The organism is Burkholderia sp. ZZQ-2 (assembly GCF_050768715.1).
Classification (GTDB): Bacteria; Pseudomonadota; Gammaproteobacteria; order Burkholderiales; family Burkholderiaceae; genus Burkholderia; species Burkholderia cepacia.
In genome coordinates this window covers 1-19,518 of the sequence record NZ_LDVA01000302.1, presented here as the reverse complement: position 1 = coordinate 19,518, position 19,518 = coordinate 1, and the positions used below count along the sequence as shown (strand labels likewise).

The 19,518-nt window shown below is 66.0% G+C and carries 22 protein-coding genes; 14 read left to right on the top strand and 8 right to left on the bottom strand.

The genetic code is table 11. From position 1 onward, the window contains the following. Positions 1–12: 12 nt before the first annotated feature. Positions 13–1,080 (bottom strand): YeiH family protein, encoded by a 1,068-nt coding sequence (locus tag ABY44_RS27410; RefSeq protein WP_060174533.1) that lies wholly within the window; start codon positions 1,078–1,080, stop codon positions 13–15. A gap of 112 nt (positions 1,081–1,192) precedes the next feature. Here ABY44_RS27410 and ABY44_RS27405 point away from each other — a divergent pair, with 112 nt between their 5' ends. The 8 genes from ABY44_RS27405 (at position 1,193) to ABY44_RS27370 (ending at position 9,331) form a co-directional block, all read left to right on the top strand. Continuing rightward, a complete protein-coding gene (locus tag ABY44_RS27405) occupies positions 1,193–2,086 on the top strand; it encodes a LysR family transcriptional regulator (protein WP_060174532.1) in 894 nt (297 codons plus the stop codon). A 172-nt stretch (positions 2,087–2,258) separates the two neighbouring features. Then, a complete protein-coding gene (locus ABY44_RS27400; protein WP_027787317.1) occupies positions 2,259–3,023 on the top strand; it encodes a xylose isomerase in 765 nt (254 codons plus the stop codon). Positions 3,024–3,051: 28 nt separating this feature from the next. Then, positions 3,052–4,044, top strand: coding sequence for a sugar kinase (locus ABY44_RS27395; protein ID WP_060174531.1), 993 nt, complete (start codon positions 3,052–3,054; stop codon positions 4,042–4,044). A 347-nt stretch (positions 4,045–4,391) separates the two neighbouring features. Continuing rightward, the gene (locus tag ABY44_RS27390; RefSeq protein WP_021160915.1) at positions 4,392–5,672 is read left to right on the top strand and encodes an MFS transporter; all 1,281 of its coding nucleotides are present in this window, start codon (positions 4,392–4,394) and stop codon (positions 5,670–5,672) included. A gap of 5 nt (positions 5,673–5,677) precedes the next feature. Then, positions 5,678–6,643 (top strand): NAD(P)-dependent oxidoreductase, encoded by a 966-nt coding sequence (locus ABY44_RS27385; RefSeq protein WP_060174562.1) that lies wholly within the window; start codon positions 5,678–5,680, stop codon positions 6,641–6,643. A 425-nt stretch (positions 6,644–7,068) separates the two neighbouring features. Further along, positions 7,069–8,112 (top strand): LacI family DNA-binding transcriptional regulator, encoded by a 1,044-nt coding sequence (locus ABY44_RS27380; protein WP_027787319.1) that lies wholly within the window; start codon positions 7,069–7,071, stop codon positions 8,110–8,112. 54 nt (positions 8,113–8,166) lie between these two features. Beyond that, positions 8,167–8,955 carry a YhfC family intramembrane metalloprotease gene (locus ABY44_RS27375; RefSeq protein ID WP_060084929.1) on the top strand — a complete coding sequence of 263 codons (789 nt, stop codon included), beginning with the start codon at positions 8,167–8,169 and terminating at the stop codon, positions 8,953–8,955. A gap of 13 nt (positions 8,956–8,968) precedes the next feature. After that, the gene (locus ABY44_RS27370; protein WP_060174530.1) at positions 8,969–9,331 is read left to right on the top strand and encodes a DUF3022 domain-containing protein; all 363 of its coding nucleotides are present in this window, start codon (positions 8,969–8,971) and stop codon (positions 9,329–9,331) included. Between the two features lie 33 nt (positions 9,332–9,364). On the opposite strand, the gene ABY44_RS27365 is transcribed toward ABY44_RS27370, so the two are convergent. Next, entirely contained in the window at positions 9,365–9,796 is a 432-nt protein-coding gene (locus tag ABY44_RS27365; RefSeq protein WP_021160921.1) for a PGDYG domain-containing protein, read from the bottom strand. Positions 9,797–9,929: 133 nt separating this feature from the next. Next, the gene (locus tag ABY44_RS27360; RefSeq protein ID WP_060174529.1) at positions 9,930–10,469 is read right to left on the bottom strand and encodes a Spy/CpxP family protein refolding chaperone; all 540 of its coding nucleotides are present in this window, start codon (positions 10,467–10,469) and stop codon (positions 9,930–9,932) included. A gap of 255 nt (positions 10,470–10,724) precedes the next feature. On the opposite strand from ABY44_RS27360, the gene ABY44_RS27355 reads away from it, so the two are divergent. Then, positions 10,725–11,189 carry an Lrp/AsnC family transcriptional regulator gene (locus ABY44_RS27355; RefSeq protein WP_006481526.1) on the top strand — a complete coding sequence of 155 codons (465 nt, stop codon included), beginning with the start codon at positions 10,725–10,727 and terminating at the stop codon, positions 11,187–11,189. Between the two features lie 749 nt (positions 11,190–11,938). Beyond that, positions 11,939–13,039, top strand: coding sequence for a saccharopine dehydrogenase family protein (locus ABY44_RS27350; protein ID WP_060174528.1), 1,101 nt, complete (start codon positions 11,939–11,941; stop codon positions 13,037–13,039). Positions 13,040–13,133: 94 nt separating this feature from the next. Here ABY44_RS27350 and ABY44_RS27345 read toward each other — a convergent pair whose 3' ends face one another. Next, positions 13,134–13,751 carry an AAA family ATPase gene (locus ABY44_RS27345; RefSeq protein ID WP_060174527.1) on the bottom strand — a complete coding sequence of 206 codons (618 nt, stop codon included), beginning with the start codon at positions 13,749–13,751 and terminating at the stop codon, positions 13,134–13,136. Then, positions 13,748–13,894, bottom strand: coding sequence for a cytochrome bd-I oxidase subunit CydX (cydX, locus tag ABY44_RS27340; protein WP_063809902.1), 147 nt, complete (start codon positions 13,892–13,894; stop codon positions 13,748–13,750). Before cydX ends, ABY44_RS27345 begins: the two co-directional genes overlap by 4 nt. Before the next feature lie 155 nt (positions 13,895–14,049). On the opposite strand from cydX, the gene corA reads away from it, so the two are divergent. Further along, positions 14,050–15,027, top strand: a complete 978-nt coding sequence (gene corA / locus ABY44_RS27335) for a magnesium/cobalt transporter CorA (RefSeq protein ID WP_027787325.1) — start codon at positions 14,050–14,052, stop codon at positions 15,025–15,027. A 13-nt stretch (positions 15,028–15,040) separates the two neighbouring features. On the opposite strand, the gene ABY44_RS27330 is transcribed toward corA, so the two are convergent. Both ABY44_RS27330 and ABY44_RS27325 read right to left on the bottom strand, forming a co-directional pair. Next, on the bottom strand, positions 15,041–15,328 hold the full coding sequence (locus tag ABY44_RS27330; RefSeq protein WP_021160928.1) for a YciI-like protein: 288 nt from the start codon (positions 15,326–15,328) through the stop codon (positions 15,041–15,043). Between the two features lie 308 nt (positions 15,329–15,636). Next, the gene (locus ABY44_RS27325) at positions 15,637–16,125 is read right to left on the bottom strand and encodes an adenosine-specific kinase (RefSeq protein ID WP_124671933.1); all 489 of its coding nucleotides are present in this window, start codon (positions 16,123–16,125) and stop codon (positions 15,637–15,639) included. Between the two features lie 138 nt (positions 16,126–16,263). Here ABY44_RS27325 and ABY44_RS27320 point away from each other — a divergent pair, with 138 nt between their 5' ends. Together ABY44_RS27320 and ABY44_RS27315 are read left to right on the top strand one after the other, a co-directional pair. Then, entirely contained in the window at positions 16,264–17,262 is a 999-nt protein-coding gene (locus tag ABY44_RS27320; protein ID WP_027787327.1) for a cysteine synthase A, read from the top strand. Positions 17,263–17,362: 100 nt separating this feature from the next. Further along, positions 17,363–17,848, top strand: coding sequence for an aminoacyl-tRNA deacylase (locus tag ABY44_RS27315; protein ID WP_027787328.1), 486 nt, complete (start codon positions 17,363–17,365; stop codon positions 17,846–17,848). Positions 17,849–18,319: 471 nt separating this feature from the next. Here the strand turns inward: ABY44_RS27315 and ABY44_RS27310 are convergent, their stop codons facing one another. Then, positions 18,320–18,559, bottom strand: coding sequence for a hypothetical protein (locus tag ABY44_RS27310; protein ID WP_124546833.1), 240 nt, complete (start codon positions 18,557–18,559; stop codon positions 18,320–18,322). 122 nt (positions 18,560–18,681) lie between these two features. On the opposite strand from ABY44_RS27310, the gene ABY44_RS27305 reads away from it, so the two are divergent. Beyond that, positions 18,682–19,380: an energy transducer TonB gene (locus ABY44_RS27305; protein ID WP_027787329.1), complete on the top strand. Its 699-nt coding sequence runs from the start codon at positions 18,682–18,684 to the stop codon at positions 19,378–19,380. Positions 19,381–19,518 lie beyond the last annotated feature (138 nt).

The window sequence follows — 19,518 nt, the reverse complement described above, 5'->3', positions numbered from 1 at the left end:
CGGGCGGGCAACTCAGCCAAGCCAGTGCTGCACGGCCCAGGTGATCCCGTAGCCGCCGGCGATCAGCCACACGTACAGGATCAGGCCGGTCATCAGCGCGCGCGGGCCGGCTGCGCGGATCTGCGCCACGCGCGTTTCGATGCCGAGCGCGGTCATGGCCATCGTCAGTGCGAAGGTGTCGAGCACGTTCAGCGTGTGCGTGACGTCCGTCGGCAGCACGTTCAGCGAGTTGAAGATCACGAAGCCGAGGAACCCGAGCGCGAACCAGGGCACGGCCACCTTGCGCTTGCCTTGCGCGCCGCCGGCGGTGGCGCGGGCCGAGCGGGCGAGCCACCAGCCGAGCACCAGCAACACCGGCACCAGCAGCATCACGCGCGTCATCTTGACGATCGTCGCGATGTGCGCGACCTGCGGGCTGATGTCGCTCGCCGCGCCGACCACCTGCGCGACCTCGTGGATCGTGCCGCCGAAGAACAGGCCCAGGCCGGCCGGGTCGAGGTTCAGCAGACCGGCGTGATAGGCGATCGGGTACAGGAACATCGACAGCGTGCCGAACAGCACGACGCTGCCCACGGCCATCGCGCTCTGGTGCGGCTTCGACTGCAGCGTCGACTCGAACGCGAGCACGGCGGCCGCGCCGCAGATCGCGCTGCCGGCGGCGGTCAGCAGCGCGGAATCGCGGTCGAGCTTCATCAGCTTCATGCCGGCCCAGGTGCCGATCGCGAGCGTGCTGATGACGACGAGGACCGACACCGTGAGGCCCGGCAGCCCGACCTGCGCGATTTCCTGCAGGCTCACCCGCAACCCGAAGAACGCGACCGCGATGCGCAGCAGCTTGCGCGCGGAGAAGTTGACGCCGGCCGCCCAGCTCGCCGGCATGCCGTCGCGCAGCGCGTTGCCGTACAGCGCACCGGCGACGATGCCGACGATCAGCGGCGACAGGCCGAGCCCCGCGATCGCGGGAAGCTGGGACAGGCTCGTGACGGCGGCGGCGAACAGCGCGACGAACAGCACGCCGTTCAACTGGCCGCGCATCGACGGCGCGGCATGGTTGAGATGGGGAGTCGGGGCAGTGGACATGGAAGCACCGTGATGGAGCGTGTTGCGATGCTGTAATCCTAATTTCGTTATATCGATATGAAAAATTGTGATTTGTGACGTAAACTATCCGGAAAGCCGATAATTTATCCCCATGACCCCGGATCAACTGATAACGTTCGCCGCCGTCGCCGAACACCTGAACATCAGCCACGCCGCCGTGGCGCTGCATCTGTCGCAGCCGGCCGTGTCGGGCCAGTTGCGGCTGCTGCAGGACGAATTCGGCGAGCCGCTGTACCAGCGCGAAGGCCGCGGCATCCGCCTGACCCCGATCGGCGAACAGCTCGCGCAGTACGCGAAAGCGCAGCGCGATACGTTCGCGCAGGCGCGCGCGTTTCGCGACGCGGTGCGCGGCCTGGAAGCCGGCACGCTGCGCATCGGCGCGAGCACGACACCCGCGAGCTACCTGTTGCCTTATCTGATCTCGGCGTTCCAGCCGCGCGCCCCGCGCGTGGCGATCCACACGATGAGCGGCAACACGGCCGACGTGGTCGCGGCGCTGCCGTCGCTCGACATCGCGATGATCGAAGGGCCGCCCGGCGAGGCGCTGCCGCCGGGCACCGCGGTGCACGCGTGGCGCGAGGACGAGATCGTGGCGATCGTGCCGACCGGGCATCCGCTGGCCGCGCCCGAATACGCGCCGGGCGTCACGCTCGACGCGCTGGCGGCCCATCCGCTCGTCCTGCGCGAGGCGGGCTCCGCCGTGCGGCAACTCGTCGAGCGCGCGTTTGCGCAAGGCGCGGCGCCGATGCGTGTCGCATTCGAGATCGCGGGTGTCGAGGCCGTGAAGGAAGCCGTGCGTGCCGGGATGGGCGTCGGGTTCGTGTCCGCGATGTCGCTGCGTCACGACGATGCCGCGCTCGTCCTGCGCTCGCTCGCGCCCGCGCCGCTCACGCGTCATTTCTCCATCCTCGTGCCGCACGGCGGCGCGCCGTCGCGGGTCGCCGCACAGTTCCTCGAAATGAGCCTCGCGCACGATATCGCCTGAACCTCGCCTGAACGGCCGAAGCCGGCCCGGGCATGCGTGATGCGTGCCGTCGGTCGCGCGTTCGCGCCATGCCCCAACTTAGGGATTTCCTCTATGGCGTGGGTTCGAGGCGAAGCGCACCATCCGTCTCAAGCAAATGGAACCGGTTCCATTCCGGGGAAAAGAGGGCAGAATGACAGACATCGTGATCGTGGCGAGCGCATTCGGGATGGACCGCGTGCGTCAGGAGGGCCACAGCGCATTCGTCGCGACCGCGGCGGCATCGGGTGCAACGGGTTTCGAGGTGCGGCGCGAACTGTTCGCGTCGGAAGCGGACGCTGCGCCCGGCGCGCTCGCCGCGCTGGGTGCGCTACTGGCCGGCCACGGGCTGTGGTCGGTCTATTCGACGCCGGCCAACCTGTACACGGAAACGGGCGCGCTCGATGCGGACGCATTGCGCGGCGCGCTTGCGGAAGCCGACGCGCTCGGCGCGCGCTTCGTGAAATTCCAGCTCGGCGGCTTCGCCGGCGACGCGCACGCGGCCGACATCGTCGCGCTGTCGCGCGGCGCGAAGGCCCGCGTGGTGGTCGAGAACGGCCAGCTTCCGGTCGGCGGCGCGCTCGCGCAGTTCCGCGGGCTGTTCGATGCATTGGCCGCCGCGGGCATGCCCGATGCGCTCGGGATGACGTTCGACATCGGCAACTGGCAGTGGCCGGGAGAAGCGCCGCTTGATTGCGCACAAGTGCTCGCGTCCCATGTGGAATACATTCACTGCAAGGCAGTCGAGGGCGAGGGTGCGCGCCGTTTCGCCGCCGCGCCGGCGCCGAACGACCCGCTCGTGACCGGCGTGCTCGCGGCGCTGCCGCAGCAGGCGCCGCGCGGCATCGAGTTTCCGTTCGACGCGGCCGACCTGGCGGGCGATGCATGCCGGCGAGTCGCGTGGCTCGCAACCGCGTGACGGCGGAAGGATCCTGGAGAGTTCATTCATGAAAGCAGCACTCGATGTCGTGACCTACGGCGAAGCGATGGCGATGTTCGTCTCGACCGAGCCCGGTCATCTCGCGCATGCGACGCAATTCGCGAAGCGGATCGCGGGCGCCGACCTGAACGTCGCGATCGGCCTGTCGCGGCTCGGCTTCCGGGTCGGCTGGATGAGCCGCGTCGGCCGCGATTCGTTCGGCGGCTACGTGCTCGACACGCTGGCGCGCGAGGGCATCGACGCATCGTGCGTGACCGTCGATCCGCGCTACCCGACCGGCTTTCAGCTCAAGTCGCGCAACGACGACGGCAGCGACCCGACCGTCGAGTATTTCCGCAAGGGCTCGGCCGCGAGCCACCTGTCGTGCGACGACTACGTGGCCGACTACGTGCTCGGCGCGCGCCACCTGCACCTGACGGGCGTCGCGCCGGCGATCTCCGCGACGTCGTGCGAGCTCGCGTTCAAGCTGGCGCGCGAAATGCGCGCGGCCGGCAAGACGATCTCGTTCGACCCGAACCTGCGCCCGACGCTGTGGCCGTCCGCCGACGTGATGGCGAAGACGCTGAACGCGCTCGCGTCGCTCGCCGACTGGGTGTTGCCGGGCATCGCCGAAGGGCGGCAGCTGACCGGGCACGACACGCCGGCCGATATCGCGGGCTTCTATCTCGCGCAAGGCGCGCGCGGGGTGGTGATCAAGCTCGGTGCCGAAGGGGCGTATTACCGGACGGCTGACGGCCGTGACGGAACGGTGGCGGGCGAACGTGTGCGGAACGTCGTCGACACGGTCGGCGCCGGTGACGGCTTCGCGGTCGGCGTGGTCAGCGCGCTGCTGGAAGGGAAGACGATCGAGCAGGCCGTGGCGCGCGGCAACCGCATCGGCGCGCTCGCGATCCAGGTGATCGGCGACTCGGAAGGGCTGCCGACCCGTGCCGCGCTCGATCGATTCGAAAACGTCACCAATCACGCCGATCGCTTAGAGGAAACCTTCACCGCGCAATGAGAGGCCGGACACGGCACAATCCGCGGACTCATTTAGTCGTGCATGTATGGGATCGGAGTAAGCGTTAAAGCACTAACTCTGGTCGACCGCGAAGCATGGGATCGGAGTAAGCGCTGAAGTGCGAGCTCTGATCGACCGCGAAGCATGGGATCGGAGTAAGCGCTGAAGTGCGAGCTCTGATCGACCGCGAAGCATGGGATCGGAGTAAGCGCTGAAGTGCGAGCTCTGATCGACCGCGAAGCATGGGACCAGAGTAAGCGCTAAAGCACTAACTCTGATCGACCGCGAAGCATGGGACCAGAGTAAGTGCTAAAGCACTAACTCTGGTCGACACAGGAGACATTCTGATGGCCAATACACTCGCTGCCCGCCGCTGGTGGACGATCATGCCGATCGTCTTCATCACCTACAGCCTCGCCTACCTCGACCGCGCGAACTACGGGTTCGCCGCCGCAGCCGGCATCAACCAGGACCTCGGGATCAGCAAGGGCCTGTCGTCGCTGATCGGCGCGCTGTTCTTCCTCGGCTACTTCTTCTTCCAGATCCCCGGCGCAATCTATGCGGAACGCCGCAGCGTGAAGAAGCTCGTGTTCGTCAGCCTCATCCTGTGGGGCGCCTGCGCGGCACTCACGGGCGTGGTCAGCAACATCCCGTCGCTGATGGCGATCCGCTTCGTACTCGGTGTCGTCGAGGCGGCCGTGATGCCGGCGATGCTGATCTACATCAGCAACTGGTTCACGAAAAACGAACGCTCGCGCGCGAACACGTTCCTGATCCTCGGCAACCCGGTCACCGTGCTGTGGATGTCGATCGTCTCGGGCTATCTCGTGCACGAATTCGGCTGGCGCCACATGTTCATCGCCGAAGGCGTGCCGGCCGTCCTCTGGGCCGTGTGCTGGTGGTTCCTCGTGCAGGACAAGCCGGCCGATTCGCCGTGGCTCAACGCGCAGGAAAAACGCGACCTCGACGCCGCGCTCGCGGCCGAGCAGGCGGCGATCAAGCCCGTGCGCAACTATGGCGAGGCATTCCGCTCGCCGGCCGTGATCAAGCTGTGCGCACAGTATTTCTGCTGGAGCATCGGCGTGTACGGCTTCGTGCTGTGGCTGCCGTCGATCGTCAAGAACGGCTCCGACCTCGGGATGGTCGCGACCGGCTGGCTGTCCGCGCTGCCGTATCTCGCCGCGACGATCGCGATGCTCGCCGCGTCGTGGGCGTCCGACAAGGTCGGTTCGCGCCGTGGCTTCGTGTGGCCGTTCCTGCTGATCGGCGCGGCCGCGTTCGCCGCATCGTACGCCCTCGGCTCGTCGCATTTCTGGATCTCGTATGCGCTGCTGGTCGTGGCCGGTGCCGCCATGTACGCGCCGTACGGCCCGTTCTTCGCGATCGTCCCGGAACTGCTGCCGAAGAACGTCGCCGGCGGCGCGATGGCGCTGATCAACAGCATGGGCGCGCTCGGCTCGTTCGTCGGCTCGTACTTCGTCGGCTACCTGAACGGAGCGACCGGCTCGCCCGTCGCGTCGTACGCGTTCATGAGCGCCGCGCTCGTCGCCGCGGTGATCCTCACGCTGTCCGTCAAACCCCAGGCGCCCGATACGCATCCGCTCGCGGCGCCGCTGCAAGGAAAATGAATCAGATGAAGCCCCGTATCGTCGCGTACAAGCCGCTGCCCGATGACGTCCTCGCGTACCTGCGCGAGCATGCGGACGTCGTGCAGGCCGACGGCGCCGCAGCCCTCGCCGATGCGCTCGGCGACGCGGACGGCGCGATCGGCGCGAGCCTGAAGGTCACGCCGGACATGCTCGACCGCGCACCGCGGCTGAAGGCGTGGTCGACGATCTCGGTCGGCTACGACAACTTCGACGTCGCGGATCTCACGCGGCGCGGGATCGTGCTCGCGCATACGCCGGACGTGCTGACCGAATCGACCGCCGATACGGTGTTCTCGCTGATCCTCGCGTCCGCGCGACGCGTGGTCGAGCTGGCCGAGTGGGTGAAGGCAGGCCACTGGCATCGCAGCATCGGCCCCGACCTGTACGGCACCGACGTACAGGGCAAGACGCTCGGCATCGTCGGGCTCGGGCGGATCGGCGGCGCGGTCGCGCGCCGCGCGGCGCTCGGCTTCCGGATGCAGGTGCTGTACGCGAACCGGTCCGCGCATGCGGAAGCCGAAACGCAGTACGGCGCACGGCGCGTGACGCTCGACGAACTGCTCGCGCAAGCGGATTTCGTGTGCCTGCAAGTGCCGCTTTCGTCCGAAACGCACCACCTGATCGGCGCGGCCGAATTCGCGAAGATGAAACGCGGCGCGATCCTGATCAATGCATCGCGCGGGCCGGTGGTCGACGAAGCCGCGCTGATCGATGCGCTGCGCGCGGGTACGATCCGCGGCGCGGGGCTCGACGTGTTCGAGAAGGAACCGCTGGCCGCGGATTCGCCGCTGCTGCAGATGAAGAAAGTCGTCGCGCTGCCGCATATCGGCTCGGCGACGCACGAGACGCGCCACGCGATGGCGCGTTGCGCCGCGGAAAACCTGGTCGGCGCGCTGGCCGGCACGCTGCGCACGAATCTCGTCAATCCGGATGCGCTCGCACGCGCCTGAGCCGCGGCGGGTAACGGGCCGGCCACGAGCAGGTGCCCGCCCGGCGGACGGGTGCCTTCGTTAGAGTCGATGGTCTTGGTGCCGGAGGGCTGGCTGCGTTATGATCCCCGCGCGTCGTATCGACGGCACGGCAGCGCTGCCGGCGGCGTCTCGCGACGGGTATCCGCGCCAGGTCCGGTGCGGCCGACTGCTTGTGCACGTGACCGGGGCGGGTGCCGACGCGCCGGCGCCGATCGACTGCGAAGCATGGGATCCGCGTAAGCGGTGAAGGGCGGACGCTGATCGACCGCGAAGCATGGGATCCGCGTAAGCGCTGAAGCGCTAACGCGGATCGACAGGAGATTCCACCGGGTGGCTTACGTTTCCAACAACAAAGATCCGTCTGCTCACGACGCGGCGCGGATCGAACGTCGCGAGGCACGACAGTGACCGATTCGCAACCAACCACAACGCGTCCGGCGACGATCAGCGATGTCGCGCGCGAGGCCGGCACCGGCAAAACCAGCGTGTCGCGCTACCTGAACGGCGAGACGCACGTGCTGTCCACCGATCTGCGCCAGCGGATCGAAGCGGCAATCGCGCGGCTCAACTACCGGCCGAACCAGATGGCGCGCGGGCTCAAGCGCGGCCGCAACCGGCTGCTCGGCATGCTCGCAGCCGACCTGACCAATCCCTATACCGTCGAAGTGCTGCAAGGCGTCGAGGCTGCCTGCCAGGCGCTCGGCTACATGCCGCTGATCTGTCACGCGGCAAACGAAGTCGAGATGGAGCGCCGCTTCCTGCAGCTGCTCACGACCTACCGCGTCGAAGGGCTGATCGTCAACGCGCTCGGCGCCGATGAGGACGTGCTGCGCCCGCTGCGCGGGGCCGGCATCCCGGCCGTGCTCGTCGACCGGACCGTCGAGGGCTTCGAGGCCGACCTGATCGGCCTCGACAACGCCGACGCGATCGAGACGGCACTCGCGCACCTGATCGAACACGGTTTCGACGCAATCCATTTCGTCGTGCAGCCGTTCGAGCGCGTCAGCTCGCGGCGCCTGCGCGAGGCCGCATTCCGCGCGGCACTCGGCGCGCGCGGGCTGACGGTGCCGTCGACGGTCGTGCTCGACCTGAACGAGCCCGATGCGACCGCGGCGGCGTTCGCCGACATCGATGCCCGCATCGACGACGCGGCACGGCGCGGCGTGCGCGCGGCGCTGTTTGCCGCGAACGCGCCGGTCGCGCTCGCGATCGCGCGCCACCTGCGCGCGCGTTTCGGCGCCGCATGGCAGCAGAAGGCGGCGCTGCTGTCGATCGACGATCCGGAATGGGCCGAGCTGATCGGTATCACGACGATCCGGCAGCCGACCTACGAAATCGGCTACAAGGCCGTCGAATTCGTGCACGAGCGGATCGACGGCGCAGCGGGCGACGTACGCGTCTCGCTGTTGCCCGGCGAGCTGGTTGTGCGCGCGTCGACCGCAAGCTGAGTATCATTCGGGGCACGCAGCGCGTCAGGTGCGCTGCCCCGAACAAGGAAATACATGACTGTCGCCCCCGTCACGCTGGCGGTGCTGATCGCCGCCACGCTGATCATCGCGCTCCTGCCGCTTGTCCTCTTCCGTATCCTGCGCAAGCCGCTTGCGCTGAACCGCCGCGACACGATCGTCGGCGTGGCCGTCTTCACGCTGTTCGCGATGATCCTCGAACGCGCATTCCACGGGCTCGTGCTGAGCCAGACGCCGCCCGACGGCTGGCTCACGCAGCCGCTCGCGTTCGTCGCGTACAGCGCGCTTGCGACCGCCGTGTTCGAGGAAGTCGGCCGTTATCTCGGGATGCGTTTCCTGAACCGCCGCTACGGCGCGTCGGCCGGCGACAGCCGCGGAATCGGCTACGGGATCGGCCACGGTGGCGCCGAAGCGTGGTTCGTCGGCGTACTCGTGTGGGGCCAATGGTCGTATCTCGCGTGGCTCGCGAGCCGCGGCCAGCTCGAGACCCAGCTCGCCGATCTGCCGGGCGATACCGTCGTGCGGCTGCACGTGATGCTCGCGACGCTGTCGGCACAGTCGATCCTGCTGTTGCTGCTCGAGCGCTGCGCGGCGTTCGTGCTGCAGCTTGCGCTGTCGGTGCTGGTCTGGCGCGGCGTGCGCGCCGGCCGCGCGGGCGTGTTGCCGCTCGCGATCGTGCTGCATGCGCTGGCAGCCGCGCCGGCGCTGCTGTACCAGGTGCGCGTGCTGCCGGCCGGCTGGGTCGAGGCCGCGTATTTCGTGCTGGCCGCGCTTCTGGTCGTCGTGCTGGTGAAGACGTGCCGGCCGTCGCAATCGGCAGCCTGACGGGAGAGACGGGATGGACGACTATCTGATCGAATGCCAGAGCGCGGAATTCGACGCGCTCGCACGCGTGATCTGCGATCTCTTTCCGGAGCAGACGCGGTTCGCCGAAAGCAGCGACGCGCGCGGGCGGTTCCTGTCCGTGCACTGGCTCGCGATGCGTTTCGGCGCGACGCCGAAGCGGATGACGCTCGATATCCGCATCGTGCCAGCGGCACTCGCGCGCTATCTGGCGCTCAAGCCGATACAGCGCGCGCGCAGCCATGCGGTGCTGCATGCGTATACGGAAGCGATGCTCGGGTCGCTCGAGGAGCGCCACGCGGCCGGCGAGGCCGTCGAGCGCGACGCCGAACTCGAGCTCGACGAAGACTTTGCGTGATCGTTCGCGCCGGCGCGATGCCGGCACGACGCGTCACGCGTCGCGGTAGACCTGCGCGAAGCGCTGCGCCTGCACGACACCGTAGTCGCCGGGCGCGTATTGCATCACCCAGTCGCCGGCGACGCCGCGCAGCGTGTCGCCGTTTTCCGAGCGGGCGATCGTGAACGGCTCGTCCATCCGGCGGGCGAGCACGACGGCCGGCCGGTTCCGGTAGGCGCCCGGTGCGCCGTGTGCGAGTGCCGGATCGGCGGGCAGGTATTTGGCGTCGAAGCGCGCGCGCGACACGACCCAGCGGTCGCCGGTCGAGCCCGTGATCAGCGCGTCGCCCGCCACATAGCGGTTCGGGCCTTCGAGGCTCATCAGTTCGCCGTCGGCGTCCGCGAAGGAAACGGCGACGGTTTCGTCCTTGACGACGCGACGGGCCTGCGGATCGGTACGCAGGTCGATGTGCTTGAGTTCGAGCATGGCGGGGAAGTGCGGGAAAAGCCGGGAGCTTATCCCGAATCCGGCGCGCCGTGTGACGCGCCGGTCGCCTGTAGCGGTGCCGTTCGGCCCGGACGGGCCGTGTGCGGTGCCGGCGGAGCCGGCGGGGCGGGCGTCAGGGCTGCGCGGGTGCGCTGGCAGCCGGCGCGGCTGCCGCCTTGCCTTCCTTGCCCTTGCCACGATGCTCGCCGCCGTGGTGCAGCCAGCTGCGGAACGTCGTGTCGGCCAGTGCCTTCTGGTCGGCCGGGAAACTCTCGTAAAGCGGTGCGAAGGCGTCGGCGAGCTTCTTTGCGCCGTCCGCGTTCGCCTGCGACAGTTCCGCATACTGCTTCATGTCGTCGAGTGCGGAGACGTCGTGCCTGGCCATCCGTTCACGATAGAGGCGGCCCATCGTGTCGCCGTTGCCGCGCATCGTGTCGGCGAACGTCTTCCACTGCGGCTCCTGCGCCGACGTGATCTTCAGCTGGTCGTGCAGGTACTTGATGCGCTGCTCGACGCGGGCTTCATGGCGCGCCTCGCGCTGCTCGGCGGTCGGGGCCGAAGCCGCGGCTGCGGTCGTCGTGGCCTGAGCGGGCGCTTGCGGCTGCGCCGGGGTTTGCGCGAACGCGCTGGCTGCAACGGCGAGCGTAGCGAGGGTGAGCGAGATTTTCTTCATGGTTGGCTCTCCGGGGTGGTATCTGGCGAGCGGGCGCGGCGGCAATTGCCGCAAGCACGCATCTCGCATCGCCAGCTATTAGTAGCACGTTGAGTGCGGCGCAGCAGTGAATGCGACACTTGCTTACATCCGATACGAATCGAAATTGAAAGGTTCGAATCGGTTCCGGGCGATGCGGTTTGGGCAGGCCGGCGTTCGGCGCTATCATCGCGTCACCTTCCACTTTGCCGGCACGTCGTGCCCCGGCCCAGCCTCATGCGTCCACCCCGCCTCGACCAACTCGACGATCTCGACCGGCAACTCGTCGCGCTGCTGCAGGCCGATGCGCGTGCCAGCGTCGCGGATCTCGCGCGCCAGCTCGACGTCGCGCGCACGACGGTCGTCGCACGCATCGCGCGGCTCGAACGTACCAACGTGATCGCCGGCTACAGCGTCCGGCTCGGGCAGGACGTGCTCGACGCGAGCATTTACGCGTATGTCGGCATCATCCTCACGCCGAAGTTCGGCAAGGACGTGTTGCGCAAGCTCGACCGGATGCCCGAGGTGCAGCTGCTGTGCGCGGTGAGCGGCGAGTACGACTACGTCGCATGGCTGCGCGCCGATTCGCCCGAACGGCTCAACGACCTGCTCGACCAGATCGGCACGCTCGAAGGCGTCGAGCGCACGACGACGTCGATCATCCTGTCGCGCAAGATCGATCGCGGGACGATCGGCGGCTGACGTTCAGGCGCGGTGTTCGTTGCACCGCGCTTGTTGCGCTGCCGTATCGGCCCGACATAGAGCCGCTCGCATTGCGGCGTGACGATCGTGTCGATCGACAAGCGTGGGTTCAATGCGATGCCGCACGATGAAGATCGCCGCGAGCGCGCCGCGTTGATCGTCGCGCTCGCGTGGAGGCTGACGTTCACTTCGACGATGAGCAGGTCGGCGATCCGCGTACCGATGACGTTGACCAGCACCACCGTTGGCTGGCAGATCCACGACACCTCGCAGTGCGTACGCAACTGCATCCACAACGCCATCGCGAGCCGCGACGCCATCGCGAGCCGCGACGCCATCGCGATGCGCGTGACGATCCGGCCGGGCCCCACGTTGACCGCGAGATAGTCCGCGCCGGTTTCGCCGACCGTGGTCGACATGATCTTGACGATCCGGAGCGACAGCGCGACGTCGGGCACCTTCAGCCAGTGCGGTGTGCGTTCGGCGGGCAGGGATTGCATGCGATGCCTCCTCGGCAATCGTGTAGTCGGCATGCAGTCCGGCTCGCGAGACTTTGGCCAGTCACGGCAGGCCCGTAACGGGTGAAAAAACCTCGTTTCGACGTTTCGACGAAATGTTTCGTCGTAACGTCGAAATTATCGGTCGTTTCGCATCATTCTTCGTCTTGGAACTGATTTTGCGCGTCCCTAAACTGTGTTCATGGCTCAACGCCGTCCACTACATCACACCCATCATCAGGAGATAAGCGCATGAAAATCGCCATCGTCGGCGCAGGTCTGATCGGCCACACCATTGCTCACATGCTGCGTGAAACGGGCGACTACGAAGTCGTCGCGTTCGACCGCGATACGGATGCGCTCGCGAAGCTGTCGCGCGAAGGCATCGCGACGCAACGGGTCGATTCGGCCGACGCAAACGCGATTCGCGAAGCAGTGAAGGGTTTCGATGCGCTCGTCAATGCGCTGCCTTATTACCTCGCGGTCAACGTTGCCGCCGCCGCGAAGGCTGCCGGCGTCCACTACTTCGACCTGACCGAAGACGTGCGCGCGACCCACGCGATCCGCGAGCTGGCCGAAGGCTCCGACCGCGCGTTCATGCCGCAGTGCGGCCTCGCACCGGGCTTCATCGGTCTCGCCGCGCATGAACTGGTGAACGGCTTCAGCGAAGTGCGCGACGTGAAGATGCGCGTCGGCGCGTTGCCCGAGTATCCGACCAACGCGCTGAAGTACAACCTGACGTGGAGCGTCGACGGCCTGATCAACGAATACTGCCAGCCGTGCGAAGCGATCCGCGACGGCCGCAAGCAGTGGGTGCAGCCGCTCGAAGGCCTCGAGCACTTCTCGCTCGACGGTACCGAATACGAAGCGTTCAACACGTCGGGCGGTCTCGGCACGCTGTGCGAGACGCTGTCGGGCAAGGTCGAGACGCTCGACTACAAGTCGGTGCGCTACCCGGGCCACCGCGATCTCGTGCAGTTCCTGCTCGAGGACCTGCGCCTGTCGACCGATCGCGACACGCTGAAGTCGATCATGCGCCGCGCGGTGCCGTCGACGAAGCAGGACGTCGTGCTCGTGTTCATCACCGTGACGGGCGTGAAGGACGGCCAGCTGGTGCAGGACGTGTTCACGCGCAAGATCTTCGCGAAGGACGTGTGCGGGATGCACATGAGCGCGATCCAGATCACGACGGCCGGCGCGATGTGTGCGGTGCTGGATCTGTTCCGCGAGAAGAAGCTGCCGCAAAGCGGTTTCATCCCGCAGGAAAAGGTGTCGCTGAAGGCGTTCCTGTCGAACCGCTTCGGCAAGCTGTACGAAGGCGGCACGATGGAGCGCGTGCACGCGGTGGCCTGACCGTCCGCCAGCCTCCGGCACGAGGGCCGTACGACGCCGGGAGCGCAGCAGCGCTTCCGGCGTTGTTTTTTGCGGGAACGAACAGGAGGGGCGATCAGGCCGGCAGCGGCGGGACGATTGTCGTCGCAGGCGGAGGCGGCGCGATGCGGTACAGCAGCGTATCGATGTCGGCGTCGGATGGCGCGGTATTGTCGAACATCACGATGCCGTCGCATTCGTGGCCGGTCGGCACGAAGCGGCGCTGCCGGTATTCGTCCCAGTGCGCGAGCTTGTAGGCATCGTTCGGGTTGCCGCGTGCGACGATCCGCTGGTGCGCGACGTCTTCAGACGTGTAGACCCAGACGACCGTCAGCGTGACGTCGGGGGAGATGCCGAGCCATGCGCGGTCGAGAATGCGGCGATCGCGCACTTCGCGCGACAGCGGGCCGACGACGAGCGCGCCGATGCCCAGCGCGAGGTTTTCACGGGCCGTGTCGAGCAGGCCCTGGTATTCGGGATCGCGCAGGTGCTTCAGGTAGAGCGGGCTGTCGCGGTCGTTCGGATCCTCGGTGAGCGCACCCATTGCGGCCGAGCTGTAGCGGCCGTACAGCGTGTCCTTGTCGAGCAGGCAGAAGGCCTCGCCGGTCGCGCGCATCAGCGGCCCGATGAGCCGCTTCGCGAGCGTGGTCTTGCCGGTGCCGGCGTGACCGCAGAAGAACACCAGGTGCGTCACGAAGCCTTGCCTCCCGGCTGCGGGCTCGGCGTACCGTTGCGCTTGTCGCCGCGCGAGAACACTTCCGCTTCCAGCCACATCGCGTTGATGATGCCGAAGCCGAGCGCCACGCCGATGCCGAGAATCCACGAGAAATACCACATGGGTCTGTCTCCTTGACGGTTGGGCCGCAGTGTCCTGGTGCGCGTGCTGCGGCGCACGCAGCCAGATCATGACCAATATCGTCGTGCCGCGCAAGCCGGGCCGCCCGCGCAGCAAACCGGTAAACTGATGCGCAAACCGCAACATCAGAGACACCATGCTGATCAACTGTGCTGCATACCAGGACGGCCGCAAGCTGGCCGACATCGATATCGATGCCATCAGCGACTACGTGTCGAAGCCCGAATGCTTCGTGTGGGTCGCGCTGAAGGATCCGACACCCGAGGAAATCGACCTGATGGGCGAGGAGTTCGGGCTGCACGAGCTCGCACTCGAGGATGCCCGCAAGGGGCACCAGCGGCCGAAGATCGAGGAATACGGCGATTCGCTGTTCGCGGTGCTGCATACGGTCGAGCTCGATGACGACGGCGAATTCAAGGTGGGCGAGCTGAACGTGTTCGTCGGCCCGAACTACGTGCTGTCGATTCGCAATCACACCGAGCAGGACTTCCGCGACGTGCGCAAGCGCTGCGAGCACGAGCCGCATCTGCTGCGGGAAGGCTCGGCGTTCGTGTTCTATGCGCTGATGGACCAGGTCGTCGACCGCTATTTCCCGATCCTCGAAACGCTCGGCACCGAGCTCGAGGAACTCGAGGATCGGATCTTCGCGAAGGCCACGCCCGCGTCGTCGCGCGCGATCATCGAGGATCTCTATTCGCTGAAGCGCCGGCTCGTGACGCTGTACCAGCACACGGCGCCGCTGATCGAGCCGCTCGCGAAACTCACCGGCGGACGCGTGCCGCAGGTCTGCAGCGGGATGGCGGCATATTTTCGCGACGTGTACGACCATCTGCAGAGGATCGTGAAGACGATCGAAGGGCGCCGCGAAATGGTCGTCACGGCGATCCAGGTCAACCTCGGGATGATTTCGCTGGCCGAGAACGAAGTGACGAAGCGGCTCGGTTCGTTCGCCGCGCTGTTCGCGATACCGACGATGATCGCCGGCATCTACGGGATGAACTTTGCGAACATGCCCGAGTTGCACCTGAAATACGGTTTCTACGGCTGCATCGCGGTGATGGTCGTCGCCGACTTCGCGCTGTGGTGGCGATTCAAGCGGGCAGGGTGGCTGTAGTCCTGCGTCGCGCCTAGCGCGGCGCGTGCTTGCCGATCACGACGCGCCACGGACGCACACGCCACGATTTCACGAGGCCGTTCTGCACATACGGATCGGCGCGCGCGAACGACTCGGCCGCCTCCGGCGAATCGCCTTCGAACACGAGCACGGCCTGGTCGGCCGGGTCCGACAGCGCGCCGGCGAGCACGAGTTCGCCGCGCTCGGTCGCGGCCTGTGCAAGCGCGAGATGTTCGGCGCGGAACGGTTCGCGCCGCGACAGGTAATCGTCGACGAGTTCGTAGATCAGCTGGTAATGCATGCGTGGCTCCGGGAAGGGGGCGGCGGCGCGGTCGTCGTGTCGGCTCGGCTGCCGGTCGGTCTGTTGCGGCCAGTATAGGACAGCCGGGTGGCCGGCGCGTCGCCACCGGGAGCGTAATCCTGTTCTCGAGATTGCAACTAACGGTCAGTCAACTCAGCGACCTGAAATCCTGACCGCGGTCGCGCCTTTGATCCCGCCGCTTTTTCTTCTTGTTTTGCATGGCCGGGAGACGCGGTTCGCATCGACGATGCGGTCACGTCTGCAGGGCAGGCCCTGGCGGAATCGACATGCGTGCGCCGCGGCCGCGCCTACGCCTTGTATCCGATCGTGCGCAGCAGATCCTTGCGCCAGCGCACGTCGTCGTCGTCTTCGACGCCGAGCGGCGGAAAGCCGTCGACGACACCGGCGATCCCGCGCCCCTGCGCGCTTTCCGCGACGATCACGTCGGTCGGGTTCGCGGTCGCGCAGTAGATCCGGCAGACCTCCGGCACCGCCTTGATCGCATTGAGCACGTTGACCGGATAGAAACCGTCGCCGAGGAACACGATGAACGCGTGACCGGCGCCGATCGCAAGGGCGTTGCGGCACGCGAGCTCGACGAGTTCCGCATCGGTGCCGGAGCGGCGCACGAGACGTTTGCCCGATGCCTCGCAGAACGCGAGCCCGAAACGAATGCCCGGCACGGTGCCGACCAGCGTCTCGTGGATGTCCTCGACGGACTTGATGAAATGCGACTGGCCGAGGATGAAATTTACGGCCTCGGGTTTGTCGATGGTGACGGTTTCGAATTGCAGCATGGCGGACCTCGTCTGGCGATGCGGCGCGCGCGCCGCAATGGGCTCTCCAAGCTTAGTACGCGGCGGCTGGCGTCGAAAGCGACGCGTCCTATCCTTGGTTGTGTAGGGCGCGCGAGCGCGAATGCAACGGAGGGGAACATGGACGTGCGACACGGCTTCGTCGACTGCGTGGGACGCACGCCGTTGATCCGGCTGGCGAAGCTCAGCGCGGAAACGGGCTGCGAAATCCTGGGCAAGGCGGAATTCATGAATCCGGGCGGTTCGGTGAAGGATCGCGCGGCGCTCTACATCATCCGCGACGCCGAGCAGCGCGGCGCGCTGAAGCCGGGCGGCACCGTCGTCGAGGGCACGGCGGGCAACACGGGCATCGGTCTTGCGCACATCTGCGCGGCGCGCGGTTATCGCTGCGTGATCGTGATTCCCGACACGCAATCGCCGGACAAGATGGCGATCCTGCGCACGCTCGGCGCCGACGTGCGCCCGGTGCCGGCGGCGCCGTATCGCGACCCGAACAACTATCAGAAGATTGCCGGGCGGCTCGCGGACGAACTCGACAACGCGGTATGGGCCAACCAGTTCGACAACGTCGTCAACCGGCAGGCGCACTACGAGACGACCGGACCGGAAATCTGGCGCGATACGGCGGGCACGGTCGATGCGTTCGTCTGCGCAACCGGCACGGGCGGCACGCTGGCGGGCGTGAGCCGCTACCTGAAGGAGCAGAATCCTGAGGTCCGGATCGTGCTGGCCGATCCGCACGGAAGCGGGCTCTACGGTTACGTGAAAACGGGCGACCTCGGTGCCGAAGGCAGCTCGATCACCGAAGGCATCGGCTCGACGCGGGTCACCGCGAATCTGGCCGGCGCACCGATCGACGACGCCGTGAGGATCGACGATTCGCAGTGCGTGACGATGGTCTACCGGCTGCTGCGCGAAGAAGGGCTGTACGTCGGCGGATCGAGCGGAATCAACGTCGCGGCGGCGGTCTGGCTGGCCCGCAGGATGGGACCGGGGCATACGATCGTGACTTTGCTGTGCGATCGCGGCGACATCTATCGTGCTCGGCTCTTCAACCGCGAATGGCTGCGCGAAAAGGGGCTGGAATCGGGGTTGGAACCAGAACGGGCACCCGAATGAGGAAGGGGTGAGGCGGCGTTTCCATTGACTCGAATGCGACCTATGCTGAACAAATCCGGAGCGAACGCCGTTCGCCCGATTCGCCCAGACGAGGTGTGCCATGCCAGTATCAGCCACCCTGCAGGATTGCCTGCGCCAGAAGTCATCGCGGTACGAAGTGGTGTACCACCCCTATAGCCATACGAGCATGGAGACGGCCGCCGCCGCGCATATCCCCGGCGATCGCCTCGCGAAAACCGTGCTCCTCGAAGACGACGAAGGCTACGTCGCAGCCGTATTGCCGACCACGCACGCCGTGCGCCTGTCGGATCTCTGGGTGAAGACGGGACGTCATCTCGTGCTCGCCCGGGAGGTCGAACTGCGCGAGCTGTTCAAGGATTGCGACATGGGTGCACTGCCGCCGGTCTGCATGGCGTACGGCATGAAGACGTTTCTCGAGGAACGTCTCGCACAGCAGCCGGAAGTCTATTTCGAGGCCGGCGACCACGAAGCGCTGATCCACATGATGCAGGATGAATTCCTGACGCTGATGGAGACGGCCGAGCGTGCGCATTTCTCGCACAAGATGCAGGGCATGCAGTCCTGACGCTTGCGGTGCACGGGCATTTGTCGGTGCGAGTGTGACAGGGTTGCAGGTCTTGTCAGCGGGATGGCCGTCGGATAGTTAATTCGCTATCCGAATTTTTGGCGGCGTATTTACGGCAGCCGACCAATCCTTAATTTAAGTCGCATTCCAGATTAACTGTTCTGGTATCTCTGGTTCGGCATCTCCGGTGCGCCGTCCTTGAGGAAACGATCCCGGCCAGTTCGAGGCGGTCGACCGGCATGCCCGTCGACATGCGGGCGATGACGAGGCGAGGGATGCATCCTCGAGGTTACTTTCCGAATGCCCTTTTTTGGTGCGGTGCAGGAGATATGCCGATATTTATGTTGAAGCGGATCAATATCCGTTTTCGCATATACCCATACAATTCAATTACCAAATTAATAATAAAAGTTGTATTTGTGCTTACCGGAATATTATTTGAATATCCCCTCCAAACTTTGTATTCGGGTATCAAATAAAGTTTGACGGCAAAATTTTTTCCTTGCTATCTTCTGCACCCAAGTGAACGGCGCCAATGACATCACCGCGTAACGAACGGTGAATCGTCATACGAAACACGCGGCGCCGCCCGCTCAGCTGACAATTGCCTGAACGTGCAGGCGCGTGGTTTTCCGGTGCAACACCGGGCCGCGCCGGCCGGAACGATTCCTTGAAAAAGAGTGTATTGGAATTCGAATGCAATTCTTTCAATTCGGATTGCAAATTGAATTTGAAATGAAATGTTCGGGTAGATGCGATGGCGATGCCGACCTGGTTTCGCCGCCGGCAGCAATCCGAAACTGGGCGAATCGCTTGGGGGATGGATGGTGGGCATGAAAGTCGAAGAAAGTCTGGTTACGTCGAACAGCGGACTGGCTACGCTGGGCCGTCCGCGAGAGTTCGGCAAGAAGCAACAGAATCCGGTACGCCGGTTCGGCGGCGTCGGAATCGTCCTGGTGCTGCACGCAGTGCTGATCTACGCGTTGCTCAACGGCCTGGCGACGAAAGTCGTGCAGGTGATCCAGCACCCGATCGAAACCCGCATCATCGAGCCGGTCAAGCCGCCGCCGCCACCGCCGATGCCCGTAGTCAAACTCCCGCCGCCGAAGTTCGCGCCGCCGCCGCCCCCGTTCGTCCCGCCGCCGGAAGTGCCGGTGCAGGCGCCGCCGCAGGCGACGATCACTCACCAGTCGGCCCCGGTACCCTCCGCGCCGGCCGTGCAGGCGCCGGTCGTGGCGCCCCCGGCGCCGGCCAAGCCCGTCAGCCATGACGTGGGTGTCGTCTGCCCGAATTCGGACGCGCTTCGCGCGTCGATCCAGTATCCGAAGGAAGCGCAGGAAAACAACATCACGGGTGACGTAACCATCGAATTCGTCGTGGATGCGGAAGGGAACATCACGAACGAGCGCGTGGCGCAGTCGGCAGATCCGGTCCTCGATCGCGCTGCCTACAACACCGTAAAACGATTCAAGTGCGTCGCGCAGGGCCAGTCGGTGCGGGTCCAGGTACCGTTCTCGTTCAATCTGAATTGATGCAGTGGGCGGCCCGGCGCGAACCGGGCCGGGAAAAACCATCACGAACTGCCGTATTAAGTTCACCGAAATAACTGGAGTGGGGTATGACGAAGCGTTCACTGGCCGCGTTGGCGGCAAGCATCCTGATGTCCGTCG